The sequence below is a fragment of the Brachymonas sp. J145 genome, from assembly GCF_036312245.1.
Classification (GTDB): Bacteria; Pseudomonadota; Gammaproteobacteria; order Burkholderiales; family Burkholderiaceae_C; genus Brachymonas; species Brachymonas wangyanguii.
Genome location: NZ_JAZDCI010000007.1, coordinates 1 through 26,849 on the forward strand (window position 1 = coordinate 1; position 26,849 = coordinate 26,849).

General features: G+C 62.2%; 21 protein-coding genes. 1 reads left to right on the forward strand and 20 read right to left on the reverse strand.

All coding sequences use genetic code 11. The annotated features are described in order from the left end of the window. Positions 1-289, forward strand: a 289-nt coding sequence (locus V1261_RS07665; RefSeq protein ID WP_329771099.1) for an integrase core domain-containing protein, incomplete at its 5' end; no start/stop codon positions are given. A gap of 244 nt (positions 290-533) precedes the next feature. Here the strand turns inward: V1261_RS07665 and lon are convergent. The 20 genes from lon to V1261_RS07760 form a co-directional block, all read right to left on the reverse strand. After that, positions 534-3,005: an endopeptidase La gene (gene lon, locus V1261_RS07670; protein WP_329771101.1), complete on the reverse strand. Its 2,472-nt coding sequence runs from the start codon at positions 3,003-3,005 to the stop codon at positions 534-536. Between the two features lie 135 nt (positions 3,006-3,140). Then, positions 3,141-4,418: an ATP-dependent Clp protease ATP-binding subunit ClpX gene (gene clpX, locus V1261_RS07675; RefSeq protein ID WP_329771102.1), complete on the reverse strand. Its 1,278-nt coding sequence runs from the start codon at positions 4,416-4,418 to the stop codon at positions 3,141-3,143. Positions 4,419-4,508: 90 nt separating this feature from the next. Next, positions 4,509-5,141, reverse strand: coding sequence for an ATP-dependent Clp endopeptidase proteolytic subunit ClpP (gene clpP / locus V1261_RS07680; protein WP_329771103.1), 633 nt, complete (start codon positions 5,139-5,141; stop codon positions 4,509-4,511). A 164-nt stretch (positions 5,142-5,305) separates the two neighbouring features. Next, positions 5,306-6,619, reverse strand: a complete 1,314-nt coding sequence (tig, locus tag V1261_RS07685; RefSeq protein ID WP_329771104.1) for a trigger factor — start codon at positions 6,617-6,619, stop codon at positions 5,306-5,308. Between the two features lie 211 nt (positions 6,620-6,830). After that, complete coding sequence (gene lysC, locus V1261_RS12000; RefSeq protein ID WP_442877951.1) at positions 6,831-7,043, reverse strand: Rz1-like lysis system protein LysC; 213 nt, start codon at positions 7,041-7,043, stop codon at positions 6,831-6,833. Further along, on the reverse strand, positions 6,973-7,350 hold the full coding sequence (locus tag V1261_RS07690) for a hypothetical protein (RefSeq protein WP_329771105.1): 378 nt from the start codon (positions 7,348-7,350) through the stop codon (positions 6,973-6,975). Before V1261_RS07690 ends, lysC begins: the two co-directional genes overlap by 71 nt. Beyond that, positions 7,347-7,838, reverse strand: coding sequence for a glycoside hydrolase family 108 protein (locus V1261_RS07695; protein ID WP_329771107.1), 492 nt, complete (start codon positions 7,836-7,838; stop codon positions 7,347-7,349). Before V1261_RS07695 ends, V1261_RS07690 begins: the two co-directional genes overlap by 4 nt. Beyond that, positions 7,835-8,095: a hypothetical protein gene (locus V1261_RS07700; protein WP_329771109.1), complete on the reverse strand. Its 261-nt coding sequence runs from the start codon at positions 8,093-8,095 to the stop codon at positions 7,835-7,837. The genes V1261_RS07695 and V1261_RS07700 overlap by 4 nt, the downstream gene beginning before the upstream one ends. Positions 8,096-8,098: 3 nt before the next feature. Then, positions 8,099-8,461, reverse strand: a complete 363-nt coding sequence (locus V1261_RS07705; protein WP_329771110.1) for a hypothetical protein — start codon at positions 8,459-8,461, stop codon at positions 8,099-8,101. A gap of 80 nt (positions 8,462-8,541) precedes the next feature. Then, entirely contained in the window at positions 8,542-11,187 is a 2,646-nt protein-coding gene (locus V1261_RS07710) for a glycosyl hydrolase family 28-related protein (protein WP_329771111.1), read from the reverse strand. 60 nt (positions 11,188-11,247) lie between these two features. After that, positions 11,248-18,759, reverse strand: a complete 7,512-nt coding sequence (locus V1261_RS07715; protein ID WP_329771113.1) for an ADP-ribosyltransferase-containing protein — start codon at positions 18,757-18,759, stop codon at positions 11,248-11,250. Continuing rightward, a complete protein-coding gene (locus tag V1261_RS07720; protein ID WP_329771114.1) occupies positions 18,756-20,771 on the reverse strand; it encodes a glycosyl hydrolase 108 family protein in 2,016 nt (671 codons plus the stop codon). The genes V1261_RS07715 and V1261_RS07720 overlap by 4 nt, the downstream gene beginning before the upstream one ends. Positions 20,772-20,850: 79 nt before the next feature. After that, positions 20,851-21,456: a virion core protein, T7 gp14 family gene (locus tag V1261_RS07725; RefSeq protein WP_329771115.1), complete on the reverse strand. Its 606-nt coding sequence runs from the start codon at positions 21,454-21,456 to the stop codon at positions 20,851-20,853. Positions 21,457-21,513: 57 nt separating this feature from the next. Continuing rightward, positions 21,514-23,565: a phage tail protein gene (locus V1261_RS07730; RefSeq protein WP_329771116.1), complete on the reverse strand. Its 2,052-nt coding sequence runs from the start codon at positions 23,563-23,565 to the stop codon at positions 21,514-21,516. 2 nt (positions 23,566-23,567) lie between these two features. Continuing rightward, the gene (locus V1261_RS07735) at positions 23,568-24,176 is read right to left on the reverse strand and encodes a phage connector family protein (RefSeq protein WP_329771117.1); all 609 of its coding nucleotides are present in this window, start codon (positions 24,174-24,176) and stop codon (positions 23,568-23,570) included. A 68-nt stretch (positions 24,177-24,244) separates the two neighbouring features. After that, entirely contained in the window at positions 24,245-24,421 is a 177-nt protein-coding gene (locus V1261_RS07740) for a hypothetical protein (RefSeq protein WP_329771118.1), read from the reverse strand. Between the two features lie 12 nt (positions 24,422-24,433). After that, positions 24,434-24,847: a Bbp16 family capsid cement protein gene (locus V1261_RS07745; RefSeq protein WP_329771120.1), complete on the reverse strand. Its 414-nt coding sequence runs from the start codon at positions 24,845-24,847 to the stop codon at positions 24,434-24,436. A gap of 48 nt (positions 24,848-24,895) precedes the next feature. Continuing rightward, positions 24,896-25,882 carry a major capsid protein gene (locus tag V1261_RS07750; RefSeq protein ID WP_329771122.1) on the reverse strand — a complete coding sequence of 329 codons (987 nt, stop codon included), beginning with the start codon at positions 25,880-25,882 and terminating at the stop codon, positions 24,896-24,898. A 16-nt stretch (positions 25,883-25,898) separates the two neighbouring features. Continuing rightward, positions 25,899-26,510: a protease gene (locus V1261_RS07755; RefSeq protein ID WP_329771123.1), complete on the reverse strand. Its 612-nt coding sequence runs from the start codon at positions 26,508-26,510 to the stop codon at positions 25,899-25,901. Next, a complete protein-coding gene (locus V1261_RS07760; protein ID WP_329771125.1) occupies positions 26,503-26,838 on the reverse strand; it encodes a Bbp19 family protein in 336 nt (111 codons plus the stop codon). Before V1261_RS07760 ends, V1261_RS07755 begins: the two co-directional genes overlap by 8 nt. Positions 26,839-26,849: the final 11 nt, after the last annotated feature.

Here is a 26,849-nt window from a genome sequence, read left to right on the forward strand (position 1 = left end):
CTATCAGGAGCTGCACCAGCGACATGGAGTCACGTGCTCGATGACAGATGGCTATGATTGCTATCAGAATGCGCTGGCCGAGCGGGTCAACGGCATTCTAAAGACAGAGCTTCTGCTGCATCGTCCGGCTGACTTGGCTCAGGCACGGCGCATGGTGGCTGAATCTGTGCAGATCTATAACCACGAGCGGGTTCATACTTCGCTGAAAATGCAAACGCCCGATGCGATGCATCGGGCATCATTGGCCGCAACTGCAGGAGCAGCCTGCCAATTTGTGGTGTCAACCTAATTCAGGACGGGTCACTGCACAGTGGCATTGCAAGTCAATCCATCACCCACGGCCCCACCCAGCTCCCCGCCGCTCCACCATGCCGTGCAGCAAGTTCCTGTACCGCGAGCGATTCGATTTCCGAATCACCTGCAATTCCGCACCCAACGGCTGACAGGCAGTGTTGAATCATTGACGGCACCAACCATAACGGGACTCCGATGGAGTCCCGTTATGGTTCAGGGCTTGCGCGCCTGGCCTTGGCTTAGTGCTTGGTCGCCTGGCGCTTGCTGCGCACCGGCTTCTTCGCCTTGGCCACCGGCACATCCGGCAGCTCCTCGTCGGCATCCGGGCCTTCTGCCGGCTCGGCACCAGGCAGCGGCTCCGGCTGGCGCTCCAGCGCAATCGCCAGCACCTGGTCGATCCACTTGACCGGCGTGATCTCCAGGCCTTGCTTCACGTTGTCCGGAATTTCCTGCAGGTCCTTCATGTTCTCTTCAGGGATGATGACCTGGCGGATACCGCCACGCAGGGCCGCCAGCAGCTTTTCCTTCAAGCCGCCGATGATGGTGACCTCGCCACGCAGCGTGATCTCGCCGGTCATGGCCACATCGCTGCGCACCGGGATGCCGGTCAGCGCCGAAATCAGCGCAGTCGTCATCGCCGCACCGGCGCTCGGACCGTCCTTGGGCGTAGCGCCATCGGGCACGTGGATGTGGATGTCCTTCTTCTCGAAGGCCTCGTCGGCAATGCCAAGCTGGCCGGCACGGCTGCGCACCACGGTACGCGCCGCTTCCACCGATTCCTTCATCACGTCGCCAAGCGAACCGGTACGCTGGATCACGCCCTTGCCCGGCATGATGGCGGTCTCGATCGTCAGCAGTTCGCCACCGACCTCGGTCCAGGCCAGGCCCACCACTTCACCCACCTTGTTGGCTTCGGACGCGCGACCAAAGCGGTGACGGCGCACGCCCAGGTAGTCGTTCAGCTTCTCGCCATCGACCGTGACCTTGCCCTCGACCTGCTTGAGCTGCACCTGCATCACCACCTTGCGGCAGATCTTGGCCAGTTCGCGTTCCAGGCCGCGCACGCCGGCTTCACGCGTGTAGTAGCGCACGATGTCGCGGATGGCCTCGTCAGCCACTTCCAGCTCACTGTCCTTGACGCCGTTGTTCTCCATCTGCTTGGGCAGCAGGTAGCGGCGCGCGATATTGACCTTCTCGTCCTCGGTATAGCCGGACAGGCGGATCACTTCCATGCGGTCCAGCAGCGCAGCCGGGATCTTCATGGAGTTGGAAGTCGCCACGAACATCACGTCGCTCAGGTCAAAATCCAGCTCGACATAGTGGTCGTTGAAGGTGTGGTTCTGCTCCGGATCCAGCACTTCCAGCAGCGCGCTCGACGGATCACCACGGAAATCCGCGCCGAGCTTGTCGATTTCGTCCAGCAGGAACAGCGGGTTGCGCGTGCCGGCCTTGGTCAGGTTCTGCAGGATCTTGCCCGGCAGCGCGCCGATATAGGTACGGCGGTGGCCACGGATCTCGGCCTCGTCGCGCATGCCGCCCAGCGCCATGCGCACATACTTGCGGCCGGTCGCCTTGGCAATCGATTGTCCGAGCGAGGTCTTGCCCACGCCCGGCGGGCCCACCAGGCACAGGATCGGTGCCTTGATCTTGTCCACGCGCTGCTGCACCGCCAGGTATTCGACGATGCGTTCCTTGACGCGCTCCAGGCCGTAGTGGTCTTCGTCCAGGATGCGCTGCGCCTCGGCCAGGCTGGTCTTGATGCGGGTCTTCTTGCTCCAGGGCAGGTTGACCAGCACATCCAGGTAGTTGCGCGCCACGCCGGCCTCGGCCGACATCGGCGACACCAGCTTGAGCTTGCGCAGTTCGGATTCGGCCTTGGTCAGCGCAGCCTTGGGCATGCGTGCGGCACGGATCTTCTTTTCCAGCTCTTCCAGGTCGGCGCCCTCTTCGCCATCGCCCAGTTCCTTCTGGATCGCCTTGACCTGTTCGTTCAGGTAAAAGTCGCGCTGGCTCTTTTCCATCTGGCGCTTGACGCGGCCGCGGATGCGCTTGTCCATGTTCAGGATATCGAGCTCGTGCTCGATGCGCGCAAACAGGAACTCCAGGCGCTGCTGCACCGGGCCCTGATCCAGCACCTGCTGCTTGTTTTCCAGGCTCAGCGGCAAATGGGCGGCAATCGTATCGGCCAGGCGGCCCACTTCGTCGATGCCGGTGATGGAGGTCAGGATCTCCTGCGGCACCTTCTTGTTGAGCTTCACGAACTGGTCAAAGGACTGCATCAGCGCGCGACGCAGCGCCTCCTGTTCACGGCCAGCCTCCTCGGTGGCCGGCTTTTGCGTTTCATCGGCAGCCACCGGCAGCACCTTGGCGGTGAAATACTCGTCGCCTTCGGTCACGGATTCGATGCGTGCGCGCTGGCGGCCTTCCACCAGCACCTTGACGGTGCCGTCGGGCAGCTTCAGCAACTGCAGGATGGAGGCCACGCAGCCGGTCTCGAACATGTCCTCGATGGTCGGTTCATCGTCGGCGGCCGACTTCTGGGCCACCAGCATCACGGTGCGATCCGCTTCCATCGCGGTTTCCAGCGCCGCAATGCTCTTGGGGCGGCCCACGAACAGCGGGATCACCATATGCGGAAACACCACCACATCGCGCAGCGGCAGCATGGGCAGCTCAACGCTTTCGGGGGGCAGATAGGCAAAATCGGTCATGTAGGCGTACTCTCGTATTCTAGGTTCAGCTACCAGTTATGGGCGCTGTGCACGGATATTCAAGCATGGAATCCATGCAGCCTGCGTCTGGCGCAAAAAAAGCCCGCCGGCTGGCGGGCATCTGGCCTGAAAGCCTCAGGAGGCCTTCTTCTCGGCCTTGCGGTACACCAGCATCGGAGGCTTGCCTTCGGCCACCACCGAGTCGTCCACCACCACCTTCTCGACGTTGTCGAGGTCGGGCAGTTCGAACATGGTGTCCAGCAGCGCCTGCTCCATGATGGAGCGCAGGCCACGGGCGCCGGTCTTGCGCTCCATCGCCTTCTGCGCAATCGCCTTCAGCGCCGATTCGCTCACCTCCAGCTCCACGCCTTCCATCTGGAACAGCTGGCTGTACTGCTTCACGATCGCGTTCTTCGGCTGCGTCAGGATCTGCACCAGCGCGGCTTCATCCAGTTCGGCCAGCGCCGTCACCACCGGCAGGCGGCCGATCAGCTCGGGAATCAGGCCGTACTTGATCAGGTCTTCCGGCTCGATGCTCTGGAACATCTCGGTCAGGCTGCGGTTTTCCTTGCTGCGCACCTCGGCACCAAAACCGATGCCGGAGCCTTCGGTACGGCGCTCGATCACCTTTTCCAGGCCGGCAAAGGCACCGCCGCAGATGAACAGCATGTTGGTGGTATCGACCTGCAGGAAATCCTGGTTCGGGTGCTTGCGGCCGCCCTGCGGTGGAATGCTGGCACGCGTGCCTTCGATCAGCTTCAGCAGCGCCTGCTGCACGCCTTCGCCCGACACGTCGCGCGTGATGGACGGGTTGTCGGACTTGCGCGAAATCTTGTCGATCTCGTCGATGTAGATGATGCCGCGCTGGGCACGCTCGACATCGTAATCGCAGCTCTGCAGCAGCTTGGTGATGATGTTCTCGACGTCCTCGCCCACGTAGCCGGCTTCGGTCAGCGTGGTGGCATCGGCCATGACGAAAGGCACGTCCAGCATGCGCGCCATGGTCTGCGCCAGCAGCGTCTTGCCGGAACCGGTCGGGCCAATCAGCAGGATGTTGCTCTTGCTCAGTTCGACCTGGTCCGTCGTGCCCTGCTTTTCCTGGTAGCGCAGGCGCTTGTAGTGGTTGTAGACCGCCACTGACAGCGTGCGCTTGGCCGCTTCCTGGCCAATCACGTAGTTGTCGAGGTTGTCCTTGAGTTCGGCCGGCGTCGGCAGGCGATCCGCCACCGGAGCGGCGTCGTCCGGGCTCGCGCTCTCGTGCAGGATTTCGGTGCACTGTTCGATGCACTCGTTGCAGATGAAGACGGAGCGGCCACCATGGCTGCCCGACACCATCTGCTTGACCTCGTCCTGGCTCTTGCCGCAGAACGAGCAGTGCGTGGTCGTACCGGGCTTGTCTTTTTGGGTTGTCATGCAATCAGGCCATGCGATCAAGGTCGCAGGCAAATATCAGGGAAAAACAGGAAACCGCCAGACCTGCAGGCCCGGCGGTCATCATGGGACTCAGACCGCTTCGCCGCGCTGGCGGATCACCTGGTCCACCAGGCCGTAATCACGCGCTTCTTGCGCGGCCATGAAGTAGTCACGCTCGGTATCACGTTCGATCTTGTCCAGCGGCTGGCCGGTGTTGGTGGCCAGGATCTGGTTCAGCTCCTTGCGCAGGCGCAGGATCTCGCGCGCATGGATCTCGATGTCCGTGGCCTGGCCCTGGGCACCACCCAGCGGCTGGTGGATCATGACGCGCGAGTTGGGCAGGCAGAAGCGCTTGCCCTTGGCGCCGGACGACAGCAGGAAGGCGCCCATGCTGGCCGCCATGCCCATGCACAGCGTGGACACATCGGGCTTGATGAAGTTCATCGTGTCGTAGATCGCCATGCCGGCGCTGACCGAGCCACCGGGCGAGTTGATGTAGAAGGAAATATCCTTGTCCGGGTTTTCGCTTTCCAGGAACAGCAACTGGGCTACCACCAGGTTGGCGGTCTGGTCGTTCACCGGGCCGACCAGGAACACCACACGCTCCTTCAGCAGGCGGGAATAGATGTCATAGGAGCGCTCGCCACGGCCGGATTGCTCCACCACCATGGGGATCAGGCCCAGGGCCTGGGCGTCGAGTGCACTGTTGCGCGAAGTTTGCATGCGTAGGGCTCCAAAGGTTTCCGGCCGGCTTGGCACCAGCCTGACTGTCATACATTATGACGGGAATGATGCTGAATAAATAAGGCCTGGGCGGCAGACTGCAAGAGTCTGACCACACAGGCCTGTCGGTACGGCCGGAACTGCCGGCCGTTACGGCATCAGTCTCAGACCGGCTGGTCCATCAGCTCCTGGAAGCTGACCTTCTTGTCGCTGACCTTGGCCTTGCCCAGCACGAAGTCGGTCACGTTGGCTTCCGTCACCACGGCTTCGATCTCGGACATGCGCTGCTGGTCGTTCAGGTACCAGCGGGCCACTTCTTCCGGCTTCTCGTAGCTGGCAGACAGGTCGTCGATGTAGGCCTTGATCTGCTCGGGCGTGGCCATCAGGTTCTCGGCACGCACCAGTTCGGCCACGATCAGGCCCAGACGCACGCGGCGCTCGGCTTGCGGCTGGAACAGCTCGGCCGGCAGTTCGGCGTTGGCGGCATCCTTCATGCCACGCTGCACCAGGTCCTGGCGCGCAGCCTGGGCCATGGCGTTGACTTCGGCCTGGATGCTGGCCTTGGGCAGGTCCAGCTCGGCGCTGTTGATCAGCGCGTCCATCACGGCGTTCTTGTTGCGGGCCAGCAGGCGGTACTTGACTTCGCGCTCCAGGTTCTTGCGGATGTCGGCGCGCAGGCCTTCCACGGTCGCATCACCCACGCCCAGCTGCTTGGCAAACTCTTCGTTCACTTCGGGCATGTTGGCAGCTTCCAGCTTCTGCACCGTCACCAGGAAGTCGGCGGTCTTGCCAGCCACTTCCTTGCCATGGTAGTCCTCGGGGAAGGCCAGCGGGAACGTCTTGCTTTCGCCGATCTTCATGCCGCGCACGGCGTCTTCAAATTCAGCCAGCATCTGGCCTTCGCCGACCAGGTACTGGAAGCCTTCGGCCTTGCCGCCGGCAAAGGGTTCGCCGTCGATCTTGCCTTCGAAGTCCACGGTCACGCGGTCACCGTCCACCGCCGGCTCGTCCTTGCCACGCTGGGCAAAGGTGCGACGCTGCTTGCGCAGGATGTCGATGGTGCGGTCGATAGCTTCGTCGTCCACTTCGGCAGCGATCTTCTCGACTTCGGTAGCCGTCAGGTCGTTGATCTTGACTTCGGGGAACACTTCGAACACGGCCTCGAACAGCATCTCGCCTTCGGCAGCGCCATCCTTCTCGCTGATGGCCGGCTGGCCAGCCACGCGCAGTTCGGCTTCATTGGCGGCCTGGTAGAACGCCTGGCCGACCTTGTCGTTGATCACTTCATACTGCACGGCCGGGCCGTACTGGTTGGCCACCACGCTGACCGGCACCTTGCCCGGACGGAAGCCGTCCATCTTCACGGTGCGAGCCAGGCGCTGCAGGCGCTTGGTGACTTCGTCCTGCACGTCTTTCACGGGCAGGGACAGGGTGATCTTGCGCTCGAGCTTCTCGAGGGTTTCGACATTCACGGACATGGATATTTCCTTTGCTGGATAGAAGGCAGGCAGCGGCAGCGGAGGCCGGCCTGCAAACTTGAAAACTCTGGTGCGCGGGGGGAGGGTCGTGAATCGTTATAGATCAACAATCTGCGAGAGACGCGCGTAACTGGCGCGTAGCCAGATTGCTGAAGTCGCAGAATTCCCCGTTGCACACGAACCGTAGATTATATGCTCTCCGTGCAGCGCCCTACTTCGACCACGCATCTACCAGCGCCTGGTGCCGCGCAGCACAGTCACGATGTGCGGCAATCTCATCCACAACCCACAGCGCCACACCCGCCCTGCTGCCGTCCGTGATTGGCTGCGGCCCAGGGCATGGGACAGCAAGATCAGCGGGTGGTGCCGGCATCTGCTGCACCACCGGCGATGGCTGCGTTGATGTTGTCGAGCAGCCCATCATCAAGGCACTGGCGATCACGATAGACAGGCCGATCAACGTACTGGACCACGGTTTCGCGCACGATGCGCGTTTGCTGCTTGTCATGGGCTTGCTCCTGCTGATATTGAGATGATGCAGCGCGGGCCTGCTCGGCCTGCTGCTGTTGCTGTTTGATGGCGGCACGCTCGGCGGCGGCCTTGGCCATGTCCCATTGCGTCTGCACGCGATCCGCACCGTGCGTGTCACCGCGCCAGTAGCCCAGGCCGGCAGCGATAGCCAGGGCCAGCAGAGCCGCCAGCCATACGCGCGGATCCAGCACGCTGATCATGCGTCCTCCGCTGCATAGCGCAGATTGCCGGCCACGCGTCGCGACCAGCCCTTGCCGAACGTGGGCCACGTTGTCAGCTTGGTGTAGAAGTCCAGCCGCTCAGCATTGAAGCGTGACAGCACATCGGTCACAGTCATCCTTCGCACAGCCGCAAGCGTCACAGGCCCGACCGCGCCATCATCAGCCACACCAACAGCACGCTGCAGGAAGCGCACTGCGTTGCCGATGCCGTGGTTCACGGCCGCATCGAACACCTGGAAGCCGATGGCCGAGTCGTACTGGTCAGCGCGCGCACGACCCCAATACGCCGTTCGGTAAATCTCGCGCGCCTGGTCCCGCGTCATGGCGCGCATGGGGCCGCTGTAGCCCTCGGCGCGCGCAGTACGCAATGTCACGCCCCAGTTGGTTTCTCCGCCTGGGTCGCGTGGATGGTTCACGTAGCCACCTTCATGGCCGATCAGTCGCTCAAACGCTTCGTCAAAATTCATCGCCCTGCCCTCCATACTTTCCAGGCCACACGGCCGCACAGAATTGCCACCGCCGCCGCCAGCATCGCATGCGGCAGTGGCGGCTGTTGCATCAGACCGGCCACACCCGACCATAGGCTGCCACCCACCAGCAGCACCCAGCACCACAGCGAAATATCGCTGGCCCGGTGCTGAACACGCGCAGCCTGGCAGACCGCATGCACGAAGATCACGCCGCAGCAGACGGCGTAGATCAGGCCCACAAGAGTCGGATCCATACATCAGCCCTCCACGCCCAGGACGCGGCGAATCTTTGTCATGATCGCAGCGCCGGCGTCTTTCAGTAACGTACCGGCCACCGGTGCCAGCCATGGCCAGGCTGCGCCCAGCAGCACAGCAATAGCTGTCTCGACCACGCCGCGCTCGATGCCCGGCGCATACTCTGCAGCTGCCGCGTGCGCCAGGACCGGCGCAAGGCCTGCAGCCAGCAGCATGCTGACCATGACGCTGCCCAGGGCGCGGATGCGGCCGACCGCTTTCTGCAGAGCAACTGCGGCCACGCCGGCCATTGCGCCGACTGCCATGAGCTCGATGCTCAGACCATGGAAAGAGCCGACGAAGCCGATAGCGCCGATGTTGATCACGTATGTTGCTGTTGTTGTTTGTGCTGGCATTATGTTGCCCAGTTAATGCGTCGATTGATCTCGTACCATGCAGAGCCAAATCACGTGTTTGTCATATACGTCCCAGATACATAAATTGTCTTTCCAGACATATCCGAATTTTTTGCCGGAACGAACGACCCAGCGGGAAACAAATTGATGCCAGAGCTATCTACAAATGCTTGCAGATTTGTTCCGGTGTTGCCCACAACAGAGGCTGCGCATCCCTCAATATTCTGGTACGGTGGTTTTGAAACAATTGCCGACTTATCGTCCGTCGTCGATGGGTACGTAATAGACAAGTTGAATGAAACCACTCCTCCAATTTTTGTGACCGTCGCTCTCGGATTAGTAAAAACCAGTCCCGCCCCCGAAGAATCTGATGGAACGTATGTTTCCTCAGAGTAGTCGTCAAGCGTATTCGGGTCTGTGCTCAATGCCTGCGCAGCAGGGAACTTAACAACAGTAGTCGCGATACCATTGTCATATTTCGCCGGTGAATTGTAGTTCAGTTCGGTCGCATCGCCGCCAGTTGCTACCGTTACGTTGTTTCCGAATGAATTTACAAACTTCGCCGTGCTATTACCTCCTACGATAATAGAAGATTTGAGTGTGATGACAAAATTCTTGCTGAACTGAATGTGTTTTCTCGGACTGTCTCCGAAGTTAATGAGCCCATCTGGAACTGTATTGTATGTATGGAACAGGCAATTATCTACCGTAATAGTATGAGCGAAATTCCCGTTATTGTCTTGCCGCGTCCAAATGGCGGATTTTCCCACAGTGGTCGTTCCCTGCGCGTTTTCAAACCAACACCCCTCAAACACAGGGAATGTAATGCCTGACAGCATGACGACAGTTGCCGTTGGAGTCAGTTGTTCAAAAATGCAGTCTCGGAAAACAACTTTGAAGCCAGTCTGAAACTCAACAATGGATTCCGGTGATCCGCAATTTGCAAATTCACACTGCTCGATAACGTTGATATTCGTAGTTGCCACTGTTGTGCTGCCGTCGCCGACGGTTCCAATTGACTCAATGGCCTTCATGTTGTTGCCGCCCCCGGCAAAATAAACGCCAAAGAAACATCTATAAATGTGGCACGCGATCATGTTGGCATTTATGCCATATGTCAATCTTGCATTAAAATTGCAATCAGCGATTTTCCAGTGTGATATGTATACGGTTGATGGAGAGTAGATCGCCCAACGTGTTTTTTTAGAATCATCGGAATCAAATGTAAGGTTCGTGATCGCTCCGAAGTCGGCATAAAATTGCTGCATCACACAGAAATAGCCGAAGATGCTTCCGCCGCCGGAGCCCATGATGATCGACCTCCCCTTAACACCCGTAATCTCGAAAATTTGTTGAGACAACGTGATGGAGCCGGTAATCCTGTATGTCCCAGCCGGGAAGAAAATAGATTTTGCAACATCGATTGCGGCCTGGATCGCCGCCGTATCGTCTGTTTTCCCATCGCCTTTTGCGCCGAACCACTGCGGGATGACGTGTCCGAATAACACTCGTTTCCAGCGACGACCGGCAGCGTCAACGATTACTGTGCCGCCGTTGTCCGTGCTCGTTGTATCTTCTGTGTCCAGCTGGAACGTGCCTGCAATGCCGTCCCGCGTCAGGATCAGGGTACGCGCCGTGCCACCATAGGAACGCAGATCGGCGTAGCCTGACATTGTCATGGCAGCTTCCGCACGCAGCGGATAGTCCAGCAGCAGCAGCGGCACCAGCACGCCACCAATGAATTTGCGCCGGCTGCGCACCCCGTCTTGGCCTTCATCTTTCGAGATTTCCACGATGTCACCCTCAGTCAGCGTCGATGCTGCTGATTGTGCCTGTGCGAGCGTGTCGAAGAAGCGAAGCGGGCCGATCGCTGACGCTGCAGCTTGGGCGTCATCTCGTGCCTGCGTGACCTGAGCCGCGATATCGAGCTGGCCGATGGTTTCGAGGTAACCGACTGCGGTGTTGATGGGCCCGATATTCTGCGCCACTTGCGTCATGGGACCGACATTGCCGGCCACCAGCTGCAGCTCGCTGATATTGCCAGCCACAGCAGCAACATCCGGCATCACCCGCGCAACTTCTGCGACATCCGCCATGCCGGAGGCCACCGCCTTGACAGGCTCGATGTCCGCAGCCAGAGCCTGCACGGTGCCGATATTGCCGGCCACGGTGTCGATGTTGCTTTCTTGTGACGCAACGTAATTGGCGCTCTCAGCCGCACGCTCTGCCGCAGCGGTTGCCACGTTCGCCCCGGTCAGCAGCTCATTGACAAGCGCTTCAGGCGTGGAGCCACTGGATACCGGCGTCTTGACCGAACGATTTACCTGCTCAGCCAGTTGCTGGATCTGGATCGTTGCGCGGTCCAGCGCCTGGTTGATCGTGGCCGGATAGAAGCCGCCCTGGTTCGTCAGGTCCAGATGCTGCAGGTACGGCACGTGGCTGGTGATGGTCAGCAGGTCGCCGGTCGCCAGCGGCGCAGGGATCTGCACCAGGCCGCCCGGCGACGTGTTCTGGTCCGGGTTCAGCGTCACGGTGTACTCGGTGCCCTGCACTGCATAGCGCTCGTTGCCGGAATCGTTGGTCAGCACAACGCCGACCTGATCGGCCGTGAACACCTTGAACGTGAACGGAAAAACCGTGGTCGTGTCGTTGCCGGTAAACGGCCCGGCTTTGCGGACCTCGCTGTTGATCGTCATGGACTCCCCCTGTGGATAGGGGGAAGTCTCAACGGTCAGCGGTCAGGTATGTGCACCGCGTCAATCTCTCGCCGGCGGACCCACAAGCAAGGACGTGATCGGCGCATCGCCCTCGTCCCATGCCTTCCAGCCGCGATAGCTACGGATCGCCTGCGTGGCCGGCAAGCCCAGCAGAGTACCCGTCAGGCGCGCCGATGACATCGCCAGGCCTTCGTCCAGCTCACCCTGCTGCGCCTGCTTCATCAGGCCACCGGCATCAGCGAAGGCGCGCGTCACGGCCGGACCGGTGTAGTCGTAGCCAGCCACCAGGCCGCTGGCTTCGCGCAAGCCTACCACTGCGCTCATCAGGTAGCCGGCCTGCCAGCCCAGCAGCCGCTTGCCCCAGGTCGCCAGGTCGTCATCATCGCCGCCCTCGCCCTTCAGCAGCATCAGCAGCAAGGACGGACCCATGGCCGGGATGACCGCCAGCATGGCCATGTCGCCCATCCAGCCGGCAATGCTGGCAGGACTGCGCCAGTTGGTGCTGGCCGTGCTTTCCGCCATCAGGTTGTAGGTCACGCTGAAGTAGCTGTAGAACATCGTCAGGAACGGATGGTTGCGCTGCACTGCAGCCAGGTCCTTGGTCTGGCCGCCGCCCTGCGACTCGATCACCGCCTGGTCGGCCATGCGCACAGCCTGCTCTTCGCTCAACCCCTGGTCGATGGCCTTGTCGTAAGCGCCCCACCAGGTCGGCACGTCAGCGATCAGCTGCATCTTCTGCATCAGGTAGAACAGACTGGCATCCGCCACCTGCCGCGCCTTGCCCTTCCCCTTGGACACCGTGGCATTGATCTGCGCCAGTTCCCGGTTGAAGGTCTTGTCGCGCAGCCGCATGAAGTCCGACTTCTCGCTGATCTCACGCATGCTGTTCTGGAAGCGTGCAGCATCGCCCAGCCAGTGGCGCATGCCGCTGATGACGTAGCGCGGGCCGATGCGGTACATGGATTGCGTCAGGCCGAAGGGCTGCATCAGCGCAGTCGTCATGCTCAGGCCCATGGTGCTACGTGCTACTGCGCCCTTCAGGTAGGCGGCCACCATGTCCATGGCATCCATCGTCTGCAGGTTGTCCGTGGCAATGCTCTTCACATGATCCTTCAGCGTGTCCAGGATCTCGTGGCCGTAATGGTCCCGGATGGCACCGGTAATGCGCTTGTCGCTCAGCATGCGGTTGGCATCGATCAGCCACTCATGCCAGGCCAGGTCATGCGTCACCTGCTGTACGTGCTGGGTGATGACGTTCAGGTCAAAAGCCAGCTTCTGGTTGACGTTCTCCTGGCGCGCCTTCGTGTGGCCACGGCGCGTGGTGGCACGGGTGTAAGCACCGGCCATCATCTCCTTGGCCTGCTGCGCCGCGTCGTTCGATGCCGCCCGATCGCTGGCCGCGGCATCGTACTTGATCGGGTAGTAGCCGCCGCGCATCTGCCGCTGGCTACCATCGGCCAGCGTGATCTCGAATGGCGCGGCCTCGACCTTGCCCGGCTCCTTGCCAGTCAGGCGTTTTTCCTTGGCAGCGACATCCGGCCAGTAGCTGTCCAGGAATTCCCACACGTCGCTCACGAACTGCGCTTCGACCTCGGTTGTCTGCGCCACGATGGCGCGCAACTGCGCCGGCGTGAAGGTGGTCTGCAGGCGCTGCATGTTGTCCTGGTTGCCCATATTCAGCAGCACCGACATGCGGCCGGCGCGCGACAGGCTGATGTTGGTGCCAGGCACCAGCTTCTTCTTGTTCAAATCGCCCAGCTCCAGCAGCGGCGCGTAGATCTCGCCCAGGCGCATCGTGGCCTTTTCCTGCTGCACCGCCTCCCAGGTGCCGCGGTCGTTCATGGTGCGGGTCAGCGTCTCCTGCATGATGCCGGCATCCTTGCCGCCGTCCATCTGGCGCATCAGGCTGCTGAACTTGCGATGCGATGCCAGAAAGCCACGCGCCCAGGACAGCAGGCCACGGTCCGGCTCCAGCGGCACGTTCTTGGCTTTGCCGCCGTTATCGATGATCGTGGCGGCCGCCTCTTCCGCGATGGCGTTGAATTCGCGCTGGTCCTTGGCCGTCAGCAGCTTCTTCTTCAACCGACCCAGGTGCTCGATCTGCTCGACCGCATCCTTCAGGCCGCGGAATTCCTCGACCGTCATCTCCAGGTAGCTGGTCTTGAAGGCTTCTGCCGCGATCAGCGGGTCCAGGTTCGGCACCATGCCCAGATCTTCTTGCGCCTTGATCCACTCCGCCAGACCCTTGCGCTTGTCCGCCGCCTTGCGCGTCTGGCCCTTGCGCAGATCGAAGCGCTCCAGCAGCTGGTGGATCTGGTCCTGGTATTCGAAGTCGATGCCCTTGACCACCTTGTCGAACTTCTTGAAGTAGCGCAGGCCCTTGTCCACCTCTTCACGCGCCAGGTGCGCCTCGCGCGCCAGCTGGTTGTTCAGCAGCTGGTTGCGCTTCTCAGAAGCAGCCAGCTCGTTGTCGCCGGCCTTCATGGCCTTGTCAGCCGCCCTGGCCGCGCGCGCCTCCGCGTTGGAGTATTGCAGCGGCTTCACGTTGCGCACCTTCAGCCGGCCAACTGCCGCGCTGGCGTATTGCTTGGCAGCCTGCAGCATGATCTTCGGCTTGCCGGTGGCACGGTTGATCGCGTTGGCCTCGGTCGTGATCATGCGCGCGCGAGCATCGTTGTGGATGGCCGCATCAGCAGCACGCTCCAGCGCCTCGGGCGTGGCGATATCGCCGTACTGCTCCAGCATGCGCTGGTCGGTCAGCGCATCGATCTCAGCCTGCATGTCGTTGGCCGTGGCCAGGTAGTGCACCAGCGCGTCACCGCTCTCAAACATCGGTTCCTGCATCTCGGGATCGATAAACAGCTCGGCCACCAGATCAGGATGCAGACCGTTCTTGGCCGTCATCTTGCGCGCCACCAGCACGTTGACCACTTCGTCAGCCAGGCCCATGTCCTTGAGCGCAGCCAGATCCAGTCGGCCAGCGCCCAGCTGCTCCAGGTTCGTCGCCTGCTCGCCGGCGCGCTGCTCCTGCTGCGCGGCGATATCGTGGTGGATCGAATACTGGCTGTTGCCGGCCAGCTCTTCGTGGAACTTCTCTTCGAACACGGCCGGGTCAACTTGACCGTCAGCGTCCGGAATCAGGTAGCCCGCCTCGACCAGTTTCTCGGTCATGGCTTCGATGCTGTGGCCTTCCTTGCGCAGCACGTACAGACCGAAGCCCGCTTGCGGGCTGCGCTCTTTCTTGCCGAAGCCCCACAGGGATTCCACATCGGCACGGTGCAGGCCGCCCAATTTGGCGATGGCCTGGAACAGGTTATCTACCTCGGGATTCAGCGTGCGGGTCTGCTTCGGCGGCTCGACCACCGGCACCTTGTCCTCAGCGGTCATCTTGTTGGTCAGGAACTGCCAGACCCGGTACACGGAGCGCTGCGACACCTCCTTGCGCACCTGCATCTCGATCTCGGCGCGGCGCTCCTTGGCTTCGGCTTGCAGCGCCTTCAGCCGCTTGCTGCGTGCGTTGCGCAGCCACTGCATGTCGCGGATGCCGCGCGCCTGCAGGTCTGCAGCGGCGTCAGCCGTGGCCTCTGCGCCCAACAGCTGGTAGGCGGCGAATTCCTCCGTGGTCATGCCAGCCTGCTCTGCGGATGCGAACAGTGGCAGCATGCTGCGCCCCTGCTCGGCCAGCTCGATCTGCTCGTCGGTGGCCAGCATGCGGTCGAACGTGCCGCGCACCTCGTCGGTCAGCTCGACGTTCAGCGCCTCCAGCTCCTTGTAGACGTTCAGCAGCCATGCGCGGAAGCGCTGGAACAGGCTGTGCATCTCGATGTTCGGAGCCTTGCCCTCGAACAGGTAGGCCTCGAAGCCGCGCGCAAACTGCTCGTGGTAGCTGCGGCGCTCTTCAAAGTCCAGGTTGTTCCACTCGTTCAGGTCGCGCAAGCCAAACCACTGCATCACGGTCTGCATGTCGCGCATGATGCGCTGCTCGCCAGGCGTCAGCTGCTGGCCGGCATTCACCTTTGCCTGAAGCTGGTTGGCCACGTCCAGGCGCATCTCCAGGAAGAAGTGGCCGGATTCGTGCAGGAAGGTGCTCAGGTCGGCATTCTTGAAGAGCTCAATGTTCCAGTTGGCGGGGGTGAAGGCTCCGCGTGCAGCCGGGCCTTGCTCCAAGACTTCCAGATTGACATCACCAGGCACCTGCTCTATATTCTGGTTGTAAGCCCCGCCTTCATTGGTTCCGGCACCCGCTTTGTGAGCGGTGCTCCCGAGTCCTGATGTCTGCGGGGTTTCGTTTTGCAGCGGATTGTGGTTGTAATAGAGGTTGCCTCGGTTGTCTTCGCGCAAGGTGACACCAACACGGTGCAGCTCGTCGCCAACTTGCACCACACCCTCCAGCCAGTGGTAGGCGCGCACGTTGCTTTCCCGCGCAGCATCAGCAGGCGGATGGCTGTTAAGGATCTGACCATTACGTAGCAAGTCAGGCAAGGCAGCAAACAGCTTGGTCTTCAAAGGGGACGCGCTCGCACTGAAAGCCTTGCCGCCACGGCCAAATCGGATCTGCTTGCCACTGGCCGCATTCTCTACCGTGGTGCCACGCAGCGTCTCGTCATACCAGGTCTTGGCCGCTTTACGCAGGTCGCTCGTGCTGCCTGAGCCAAATTCGTTTCCAGAAATGCGCGAGACAGGATTTTGTTCGGACTGGTACAGGATATTTGCATCACTGCCATCGAACGTGCCTTGATTGCCGATGGCGGATTTGATCTGCTCTGGCTTGGCGGCCACAACAACCTTGCTCGGGTTTTGATCCCCGTATGGCCCTCCGCCGTCACGGATTTGGTCGGCTATCACACCGTCATAACCGGCAGCGAGTGCCCCGCGAATCACATTCGTGAAGCCGATACGCGGAACCTGTCCAGTGCGACCGCGCAGAATATTGCGCTCATCGAAATGCTGCGAGATTTCAGCCGGGAATAAATCGAGCGGCAGCGATCCCCACTGTTCGCCGCCAGCGTCAAACGTGAACGGCTTTTGCAGCGACACGTAGACAGGCATTACGTTCGGGTCGCCGTATTGCGTGCTTCCCGCATACTCGCTCGCCACCGCCGGGTCGGCGCTAAAGTAGTGAAGACGATCACGCCCATTACGTCCTTCGCGCTCAAAAGCGTCGAAGCTGTGGCGCGTGCCGTGATACACCACCAGCGGCTCGCCGTTCTCATCGACCACCCTGCTGTCCCCAAACCAACGCCAGAAGTTGCGCACACCTTCCTCGGTCGGATGGATCGGCTGACCGTTGCTGTTGGTCGTGGAGCGCTGCACGCCATCCACCTCGATCTCGGCCAGATCGCCCAGCGGCGTGTTGCCGATCTCGGGGCCGTCGAAGGCAGGCTGCTGATACAGCGCCTTACCAGCATCAAACGTGGTCAGGTCCAAAATCTCGCTGGTGCCGTACTGGTCCACCGTCACCACGCCGTCGTAGCCGTCAGCGATCAGCGCAGCGCTCAGATGCTTGCCACGCTGCTGGTAGTGGTTGAACAGGTCTTGCTTCCAGGTTTCCTGATTCAGCACCAGCGGATTGTTGAAGGTCAGCGTGCCACCAGTCAGGTTCGCCGGCGCGCCAGCTGCAAGGTCGCCAGCTGACACGTAGCGGCCAGACGGCTCAATGTCGCGCTGGTACGGGTCGCCCTCCTGCGGCAGCCCGAAGCGCTCGGTGGCGCTGTCCGTGTTGTGCACGTAATTGAACGTCACCGGCTTGCCGGTCTGGAAATCTCCCAGGGTCGCCAGGTTCTCGGCAGCGAATGTGCGGCCACTGCCCTGCCCATACGCCTGCTGACCCTTCTGGCGGCCCATGCGCAGACCAAACTGCTGCCACAGCGACTGCACACTCTGCCCGGTGTCCTGCGCCAGCGTGGCGAAGTGGTTGCCCCACAGCGTGGAAAGCACCGGATTGGCCTGCGGCGACGTCTTGCCGTAAGCTGTCAGCACCTCGTTCACGCGATCGCGGATATAGGCGGAGTCGCTGCGGAACACATCCTGCGCCTCGACCTGGCTGGCGCGGCGCTCCATGTCGGCCTCCATCTCCTGCACCTGGCTTTGCAGGTACTGCTGCGCCTCGGCTCGCGTGTAGCCGTCCGGGTCGTCCAGTTTGATGTTGTCCAGCAGCGCGTTGCTCTCGTCCAGCGGCGCGATGCGTGCTGCGTACTCGCCCACCGGGATGGCGGCCTGGCCACCCGTTTCCACTGCCGTGCGGATCTGCTGGGCCGTGTCCGGTGTGACTGCGCTGATAACCTGCTCGGCCAGGCCGGACTGCATCAGGCTGGGGCCATCCACAAACACGGTCGTGGCACCGCCTGCGTCCTCCACGAATCGCTCGAAGGTCGCCGGGTCGCGCTGCAGCACCTTGCTGACTGCCACCAGCTCCTTGAACTGCTCCATGGCCTTGGCGTTGCGCTCGGCCTCCTCGGCCTTCTTCTGCGAGTTGGCGAAGCGGTTGTAGCCTGCACCGAAGCCGCCGGTCAGCAGCGTGGTCGTCATCACCGCCACCAGCGTCTGCGCCTGAGCCGGACCCTGCTCCTTGATGTAGTCGCCAAAGGACTTGTCCGGGTTCAGGTTCATCCACTCGTTCGCACCCTGCCAGGCCGTGGCCACGGCTTCGGTCGGAGCTTCGCGCACCATCTGGTTGCCGATGATCTTCCAGAAGCTGGCTCCCGCCTTCAAGTCCCCCAGGAATTTGGCCACCGGAATGGCCTCGGTCGCCATCTCAGCCACCGCATCCTCTGCGCCATACATCAGCGCTTGCCCAGCCGGCAAACCGTGGTCCAGGCCCTTGCCGACCGACTGGCCGCCAGCGTTCACGCCCATGGTGATCAGTGCAGGCGCGGACACGCCACCGGACATGATCGACAGGACCATGCCGGGCAGCATCATGCCGGTGCTGCGGAAACCGCTGTAGACGCCGCCCTCGATCAGTCCGTCCTGACTGCCGTCGCCCGCCAGCTTGTTGCCGATGCCCTCGGACGTCTTGCGCATCTTGCCAAACCAGTCGGCAGCATGGCCTACCGTGTCGCTGCCGGTCATCTCCTGCAGCATCTGCGCACCGCCTTGCGCCCAACCCCACACGGCCGCGTTAGGGTCAATCGCCAGGCCTGCCGCGAAGTTTCCACCAGCGCGGCGCACGGAATGCGCTGCCCCACCGATCGCGCCGCGCCCCGTGCGTATGTCCCGGATCGTGCGCTCCAGCAGCGACAGGTTTTCCACGTCATCGTGCGCCACACCGGCAACATCTGGATCGGTCAGCGCCTGCGCCGTGGTCGGCGCGTCCTCCCACAGCTTGCCGATGTTCATGCCTTGCAGGTAGGCCGCCTCCTGCGCCTCGGCTCGGAAGTCGCCGCCGGTGATCAGGTCCATGCTGATGCCACTGGCCTCGGACCACTTCTTCATCCGGGCATACTCGTCCGGGTTGTTCTTGATGGCGTCACCCAGGCTGTAGGTCAGGGCATTCTGGCGCGCGTCGTATTCAGCGCGCATGTCGCTGGCGATCTTCTGATAGTCAGTCATTTGCTGTTCTCCGCGCGCAGATAGGCGGCGACGATGTTCTCGGTGGTGGGCGGGATGCCATTGGCGCGCAGCGCGGCCACAATGGCGTCTGCGGCCTGCTTGGGGATGAGGATGTTTCCGGGGTTCTCGACCTGCCAGGCACGCTTTTCCATGCTGGTGCTGCCATCGAACAAGCCGAACAGCGAGCCGGTGCGGCTGGCCTGCACGCGCACAGGCTTGATCAGCTGATGTGTCAAAACCCGCTTTTCCTCCAGCGTCAGCTTGCGGCCGCGCGCCTGCTGCTGAGCGTTGATCTCACGCTGCAGCGCGGACAGCAGGCTGTTCTTGGCCTCCTTGTCGCCGTCCTTCTTGGGGCTGACCAGGTGGAACAGGCCAGCACTTTGTAGCTGCTCGTTGAGCTGGTTGTTGTCGATGGTGGCTTCGAAGATCCGTTCGCTGGCCCCCTCTCCACGACCCTTTGCCTGGAACTGCCGGTAGGTGGATTCCGTCACCAAGTGGCGGAATTGCTCGATCTTTCCAGGAGCCCACAGCGACGGATTCGACAGCAGCTGCTGCATGGCCTCTGGCTCGTCCACCTTGGGAGCGCCAGCCATCAGGCGCGCCTGGTCCTCCGGCTTGATCTGCGACCACTCGCTGGACGGAATGTCAGCCCAGCCGCCGGGGCGTGAAAACGCGGTCGTCTGCGCCTGCGTGTACCGGTTTTCGTAATCTTCCTTGCGCGCAAACTCGTCTTCTGCCGCCCGCTCGCGTACGGTTTTTTTCGCATAGTCACGCTGCTTCGGGTTCTGAATCTGATCGGCTTGCGCCAGCATGGTTGCCGTACTACGTGGGCCAGCTCCACCCTCAAGCGACTTGAGGCGGCTCTCCCAGGACTTGGCATACTTCCCATACTTGCCCGGATTGGAGCGGACCAGGCGCGCGTATTCGGCGCGACGCAAGGCGATCATCTTGGCCGGGTCGCCGTCAGCCTGCGCGATGATCTTGTTGGCAAAGCTGGGGCCGTGGTTGACTGCCGCGTCGAAGGCGATGGCACGCACCTGCGGCGGCAGACTGTCGCCGCCAATGGCATTCCAATATCGCTGGCGGTACACCTCGCGCGCCTTGCTGACGGTCATACCCTTGATGTTCAGATCTGGGTTCGCCGTCTTGTTGATACCAAGATTGGTTTCGCCCTTGCCGGCGTCATCCGCAACATACCCCCCTTCAATCTTCAGCGTGTGCTGGAAGATCGATTCGAAGTCAGTGTTTACAGGACCGCCACCTTTGACGATGGCCTCACCAGCAGCGATGCCGTCTGCTCTATCGATTGCTTCCGTCAACTGCCCGCGTAGCGCCACCACATCCGGATAGTCCATCTTGTCCAGATGCTTCTCCAGGAATGCCGTGGCCTTGTGCGGGTCGTCGTCCATCAGCTGCGTCACGGCACCGCGCAGTGCGCTGCTGATCTGTGCGCGGCGCACCTGCTCCTTTTGCTCGGGAGCCATGCCGTTGATCGATGCGATACGGTCAATGCCGGCATCGATGCGCCCCGTTGCAGCCGCCAGCACCTTCTCGTCGCCGGGGTTCAGCGCAATCTCACGCGCAGCCGTGGCGATGATGGCCTCGTTCTGCTTGACCGTGTAGGTCACAAACTCGCCGTTGCGGTGAACCATGGCGCGCTCACGCAAGCCGTTCACCATATTGCCGGTCTGTTCGCGGTACCGGGACAACACAGCCGGAGCCAGTCCTTCGCCCTGCTGGTCGATGAACTTCTGCAGCGCGCCGCTGTACTCATCTTCCAGTGTTTGGTTGTCCGGACGGGTCAGCGCCTGGTCACCCTTCAGCATCCGAAAGCCTGTCTGCTGGTTGTGCTCCAGCTCGATGGCATGCTCTTTGATAAGGTTCAGCCGACCCATCAGCATGGTGTCGTTGACCTCTTGCTGCAGCTCCAGCACGTGCTTGGTCAGATCCTGGCCAGCGCGCTGTAACCCCTGGCCGGCGGCTGTGATCTGCCGGCTGGCCGTGTCCTGCACTTCGCCGGAGCGCATGGTCGGCGTCGGCAACTGATTCAGCCCGACGCGCAGGTCGTCGTATGCGGGGATTCTCATGTCATCAACTCCAGCTAACAGGTTTCCAGACAGGGCTGTAATCGCTGCGGTCCTCGACCGGAGCGGGCTTGTTGTTGCCCCACGCCCCGGCCTGCTTCATCTGGTACCAGCTGGCCGCCACTTGCGACGCGCCGCCCAGCAGCGACGTACCGGCCTGCATCAGCGGGTTGATACCCTTGGCATTGGCACGCGCGTAGATGGCCTCGTTCTGGTAGTTCACGCCCTGCATGCGATGGCCCCAGGCCTGGCTCACGGCATTGGCCAGCAGCGCGTTCTTGTCGATGTCCTTCATGACATCCGTGGACGCCTGCACCTCGCGCGCACTGCCCTCGCCCATGACCACGCCACTGCCGGCCAGCGCGGCGCGCTGGCGACCCTTCAGCTGGCCGGCCTGCAACGTCAGGCGGCCGACTTCGTACTGGCCGGAGCGCAGAGCCGATTGCGCGCCCATCTCGGCAATGCGCGCGTTGACCTCGGCCATGGCGGCCTGCGCTCGCAGGTTTTCCTTTTGCGTGGCCGCGCTGAAATACGTGCCGATGCCCTGCATGGCCACACCGGCACCCTGCCCGATCAGCGATGCAGTCGCCATCTGTCCAGCGTTAAATCCCATATGCACCTCTCTTGATGCTGGGAAGGTATCGCTCCCGGCATCAGGTATGTGCACAGGTCAGCCGCCCAGCGCCACCTCGCTGGTAATGTTGACCACCGTCAACGGCAGCGGGTCAGACTGACGCAGGCAGACCTGGCCACTGTCAGCCCATGTCGGTGTCAGCACGATCTGGATTTCCTCGGTCTTCAGCGCCGGCGGCGTGCCGTAGGGCTCGGTCGTGCGCCGCTTGGATTCCACCAGTTCGTCCATGCTCGGCCCCGTCCAGATGCCGCTTGAGCGGTGCACGCGCAGCCAGACCTTGTTCACGTTCTTGAACCGGCCCTGGGCAAACGATCCGTCACGCAGCTGCGCCGCCAGCGGCAGCGTCTGCATGTCAGCCTGGTACGGCAGGCCTATCTGCACGGTGCTGGCTTCCACGTCCAATGTGATCTGGCCACCGGTCACCACGCGCTGCGGATGCACGGCGCCATCGGCCAGGATGCTGACCGTCTTGCCTTCCAGGTGGCCCAGTCCGGTAAACGTATCTGCCGGCACGCCCTCGTAGCGCAGGCCGCTATCCACGAAGAAGGCATCTGCCTGGTCCACGAACTGCCGCGTCTCCTGGCGCTCGATGTAGCGCACGTCCTGACCGTTGATGTGGCGACGTACCACGACATACAGCACGTCCTCCCTGCCCTCAGCCACCACGGCGCAGGACTCGAACACACCATCGGTGTCGTGCTGGTGCCAGGCTCCGACCTGCTGCTCCGGCACGTAGGTCAGGCCCAGCAGCTTGCCGGATGACGACACGAACCACACGACCGGCAGCGGAGCCTTGCTGTAGGCCATGTCCAGAACGTCCAAGTTGTCGAACAGGTGGTGCGTGCGCAGGGACAGATCGCCCGTCAGGTGGCCGCCAGCCTGCCAGTTGTAGGCCAGCTCGCGCACGTGGCCACCACGCGCAGCGCCGTAGATCAGCGTGTTGTTGATGATGACCGGCTGCACGTTGGATGCACCAACATAGCTCTGCGGCTTCACGTTGATCGTGCTGGGCGACAGCACATCGCTGTTGCTGGTGCCAACCTGCCACTCTGCCGATGACGTCAGCAGCATCAGTTGGGTCAGCGGCACGATGTGGCGGATGGTGTTCGCCTCGCGCGCTGCCACGCGGAACGCGATGCGGTCATCGTCACGGACCGGGATCGAATACGCCATGTTCGTCTCGGTGCCGGCCTTGGTCATCCATACCGCCTGCGGCTTGTTGCGCGTACCGGCAAACACGCGGCGCTGCTCGTAGTAGCTGACGGCCGCCGGGTAGTTGCCGACACCGCTGAACGGGTCGTCATACCGCGGCGGCGTGGCGCTCAGGTCCGGCGCGATGTTGTCATCGATCAGGCTGGTGGTGTCCGTCTCGCCCAGGTAACCGTACAGGCCGGCTTGCAGCTTGTAGACCTGGTAACGCGATGCACCGGCCACCGGCGACCAGCTGATGGTGACAGTAGCGCCCGTCTCGAACAGGTTGCCCGTCACGGTGCTGACGGCAGATGCAACAGATTCCCCGGTGCCATCGGCGTCGATGGCCGTAACCACGTATTTGTAGGTGTACTTGGCTCCCGTGTGGCCGGCAGCCACAGCCGTGACGCCGGTTGGCGCGGCGATGGCCACAGCAAATGGGATCGGCGTCAACTGCCAGTTGGTGGCACCAAGGCGGCGCAGCTCGCGCGGCTCATAGTTCGGGTGCACCAGCGTCAGCACGTCACCGCTTTGCACATAATGAATATCGAACAGGTCGGCTTCGTTGTAGGGCGTGTCCACCTCGTAGGGCATGCCACCGCTCATCAGGGTGGATCCGTTGGTATGGAAGCGGAAATAGCCTGCGCCCATTTCCAGCACCATCGTCTGGTCGGTGCTGAACGTGAACGGGATCAGGCGCACGCGCTTGCTGCTGTCCTTGGCGGCGCGTACGAAGCTGAAGCCCGCGCGGTTCTCAACTGGTCCATGCGGTTTGACCACGAAGTTGCGGCAGATGGCCAGGCCGTTCTGGAACTTGACGTCATCGATGCGGCCAAACATTTCCGGCGAAATCTCGCCGCCGGTGAAGCTGGTTTTCAGCGTACGGATGTTTGCCATACTCAACCCCGCGCCTGAATCCAGTCAGGCACATGATCGCGCGCCGGTCGTTGCTGGTTGCTGTCAGATACCGTGGCCGCGGCGTAGACCGACTGGAATGCCTTCAAGCACACGCTGGCCATCTGCGCGCCAGCATCGCCCTTGATTACCGGACCGGCCAGATAGGACGCCAGCAGCCAGACCAGTGCATCCGTGAAGGCTGGGGGGAAAACCGTGGTGTCCTCGATGCGCGCCGTGTAGCGCAGCGTGGCATCGTCCATATCGACACGGATCACCTCGGCACCATCGGCGCGCGCTTCGGTCGCGTACGGCACGGCAGCGCCCATGCGCCCGGCTGGCGGCAGCACATCGTGGATGCGGATGCAGTCCTGCGGCTTCGCGTAGGCGAAACTCCAGCCACTCAGGCCGTCGTCCACCAGCTGCGCCAGTTGCACGCGGCGCGTGGCGAACTTCCAGGGGTGCATTTCCAGCAGCGTGTCGCGCGCCATCGGGTAGAAGCGTGCGCAGTGTTCAGCCTGGGCGGAACCTTCAGGCGGGTCGATGCTGGCCAGCGTGGCGTTGTCGCCCAGGCGTGCCAGCGCCAGATTGCAGATGTCGATGACGGATGCCATGGTCTTTTGCTCCTATGAAAAACGGGGGCACGATGGCCCCCGCTCTTGTTGCGTGTCGCAGGCCGTGGTCAGGCCTGGTCGTCAGCGGCAGCCTGCGGCTTGCGAGCAGTTGCCTTCTTCGGCGCAGCTTCGACAGACTCCACCGGCTCGAACCACGAACCGGCCTCGCCTTCCTTCACGTCGAACACCTCGCCAGCTTCGCGCAGCTTCTCATAGAAACCCTGCTTGGTTGCCTTCACCTTCATGTCGGCCACCTATCAGATCGCATCAGGGTGCGCGGTGTTCTGCTGGATGCCAGCCACCACCTGGGCGTCGAACTTGCCAGCAGTCAGCGGACCAGTGCCCACGGTGTAGTTCAGGCGCACGTAGCGGCGATGCTTGGTCGGCATCGGGATCACTACCTGCTGACCAGCCGCCAGCGCGGTGATGGCGATGGCACCGGTAGCCACCACGTCCGCCCAGGAGCTGTTGTCGGCAGAGTCCTGCACGGCGAACGTGACGGTGGCAGCGCCGGCAGCAGTCGGCGTGACGCCCACGGTGACGACCATGACGGCACGGTCGCTCAGGCCGGTGTTCGGGTTGACCTGGCCGAAGTCGATCACGTCGGTGGACGGAGCGGTCGTGGTCACGGCCTGGTCGTTGGAGATCTTGAGCAGTTTATCGATGATCATGATGTGTTCCTCGTTCAAGCGGGGCCGGTCATTCCGGCCCCTTGGGGGTTAGACGACGCGGGCCTCGGTGTTGAGCAGAGCGTCCACGGTGCGGATCGGCACGCCGCGGAAGGTCTGCCAGAACTTGCCTTCCAGCTCCTGCGTCTTCAGCGCCAGGCCGTTCTTGCCCATGGACTGGATATCCAGCGCCTCATGGACAGCGCGGTTGGCGTAGAACACGGCACGACCCATCTGCAGGTTCGGCACGCGGTGCAGCGCCTTGGCCATCAGGGTCAGCAGATCCGGGCCGGTGCCGGCCGCCAGGTCGGATGCATCGATGTTGGCAATGCGAACCACGAAGCGCCAATCACGCAGCACGGCACCGATATCCCACTTGTAGTGGGTGCGGTAGCCCTGGTAACGGCCGCCAGCAGCATCGGTCAGGGTGTCTTCGCCCAGGTCGCGCGACTGCAGACCAGCCTTGCTGCCCTTGGGGTAGATGGTGTGCACCGTGTTCGGGGACCACACCACCAGCCAGATGCTGGTGTTATCGCTGCCGGTACCGCCAGCGTCGATGATGTTCTGGCCGTTCTCGGCCGCCTTTTCGCTGTAGCGCGGAGCCAGGCCCATGAACTTCTCGGGTTCCAGCGAGCTGTTGCCGTAGAACAGGGTGTTGGCCATGGTCTGGTTCAGGCCTTCGATGAAGGCGCGATCCTCGGACAGACGCCAGGCGGCGCTGTTGCCGTTCAGGTCGGCCAGTGCCTTGTCCACCTCGGCGTAGGTTTCCAGCATGCCCATGCTGTCCTTCACCGGCACAGTGCGGGACTTCTCGGGCTGCACGCCGTAGTTCAGCATGCGCCAGGTGCCTTGCGGCAGGCCGCTGCGAACGGTGGTCTTGTGCTCGGTGAAACCATTGGCCTCAAGGACAGTCATGTCCTCCAGGATTTCGTTGGTCTCTGCCAGCAGCTCGACGATCTGCGGATCGATCTTGCCATCGGCGGTCATGCGGCTGGTAACGTCAGCCAGCGTGGGGTTGGTGGTGCTCAAAGTAGCCATGGGTTTTACTCCTGGTTTACGGGTTCATGTTGGATGCGCGGTACAGGCTGCGCGGATCTGCAGCCTTGTTGGTGCCGCCCTGGCCGGTCACCAGACGGTCCTCGCTCATGTCCTTGCCAACGCGGTAGAACAGGCGGATGACCTCGGGGTTGTTGCCCAGGGTGGATTCGTTCAGCAGCTGGCGCAGCTCGGGCGATGCGTAGGCCTCCATGGCCTTCTTGGCCATGCCCAGGTTCTCCTGGAAGCGCTCGCCGCCAATTTCCTGGTCGGTGCGCGCGGCATTGGCCCATTCGATGCTGGCCGCCTGCAGCTGCTCCATCTGGCGGGTAGCCAGCACCGGCTGCATCTTGTCCAGCATCATCTGCGCCTTGTCTTGCGGCAGGTTCAGCTCCTTCGCCACTTCGCTGAAGTTGGCGATGACGGCATCGTCAAAGGTGAAGCCATCCGGTGCGGTGAAGTCGTACTTCTCCGGCGCACCTTCCGGCTGCTTGACCTCGGCCTGCTGCTGGCCCTGCGCCTGTTCGCCGGCAGGCTGCTGCGGTTGACCGCCCTGCTGCGTCTCAGTGACGCCCGGGTCGGCGGATTGTGCTGCGGCTTCGCCTTCGCTGGTATTTGCGGCGTCAGTCATCAGCGTGGTGTTCTCGTCCATCATCGGCTTGTTGCTCCGTGATCATGGTTTGATACAGCTCCGGGCAGGTCGCGTTGATCAGGCTGAGCAGCCGAAGCCCCGCATTCCTGCCGCCCTCGTTGAATGCCATCTGCATGGCATTCGTGTTGAACGACAACCGGAACACACCAGCCTGATCCAGCAGCCGCCACACGATGCGGCGACCGCGCTTGCTCCCCATGAGCCACTTGACGTCTGCCTCTTCGGTATCGCGTGCGTTCTTTGCGTGCTGGCTGGCTTGCGCCTTGGCTCGCTCCTGCGCGCGGATATCGGTCGGGTCGTACGTCATGGCTGCAATTT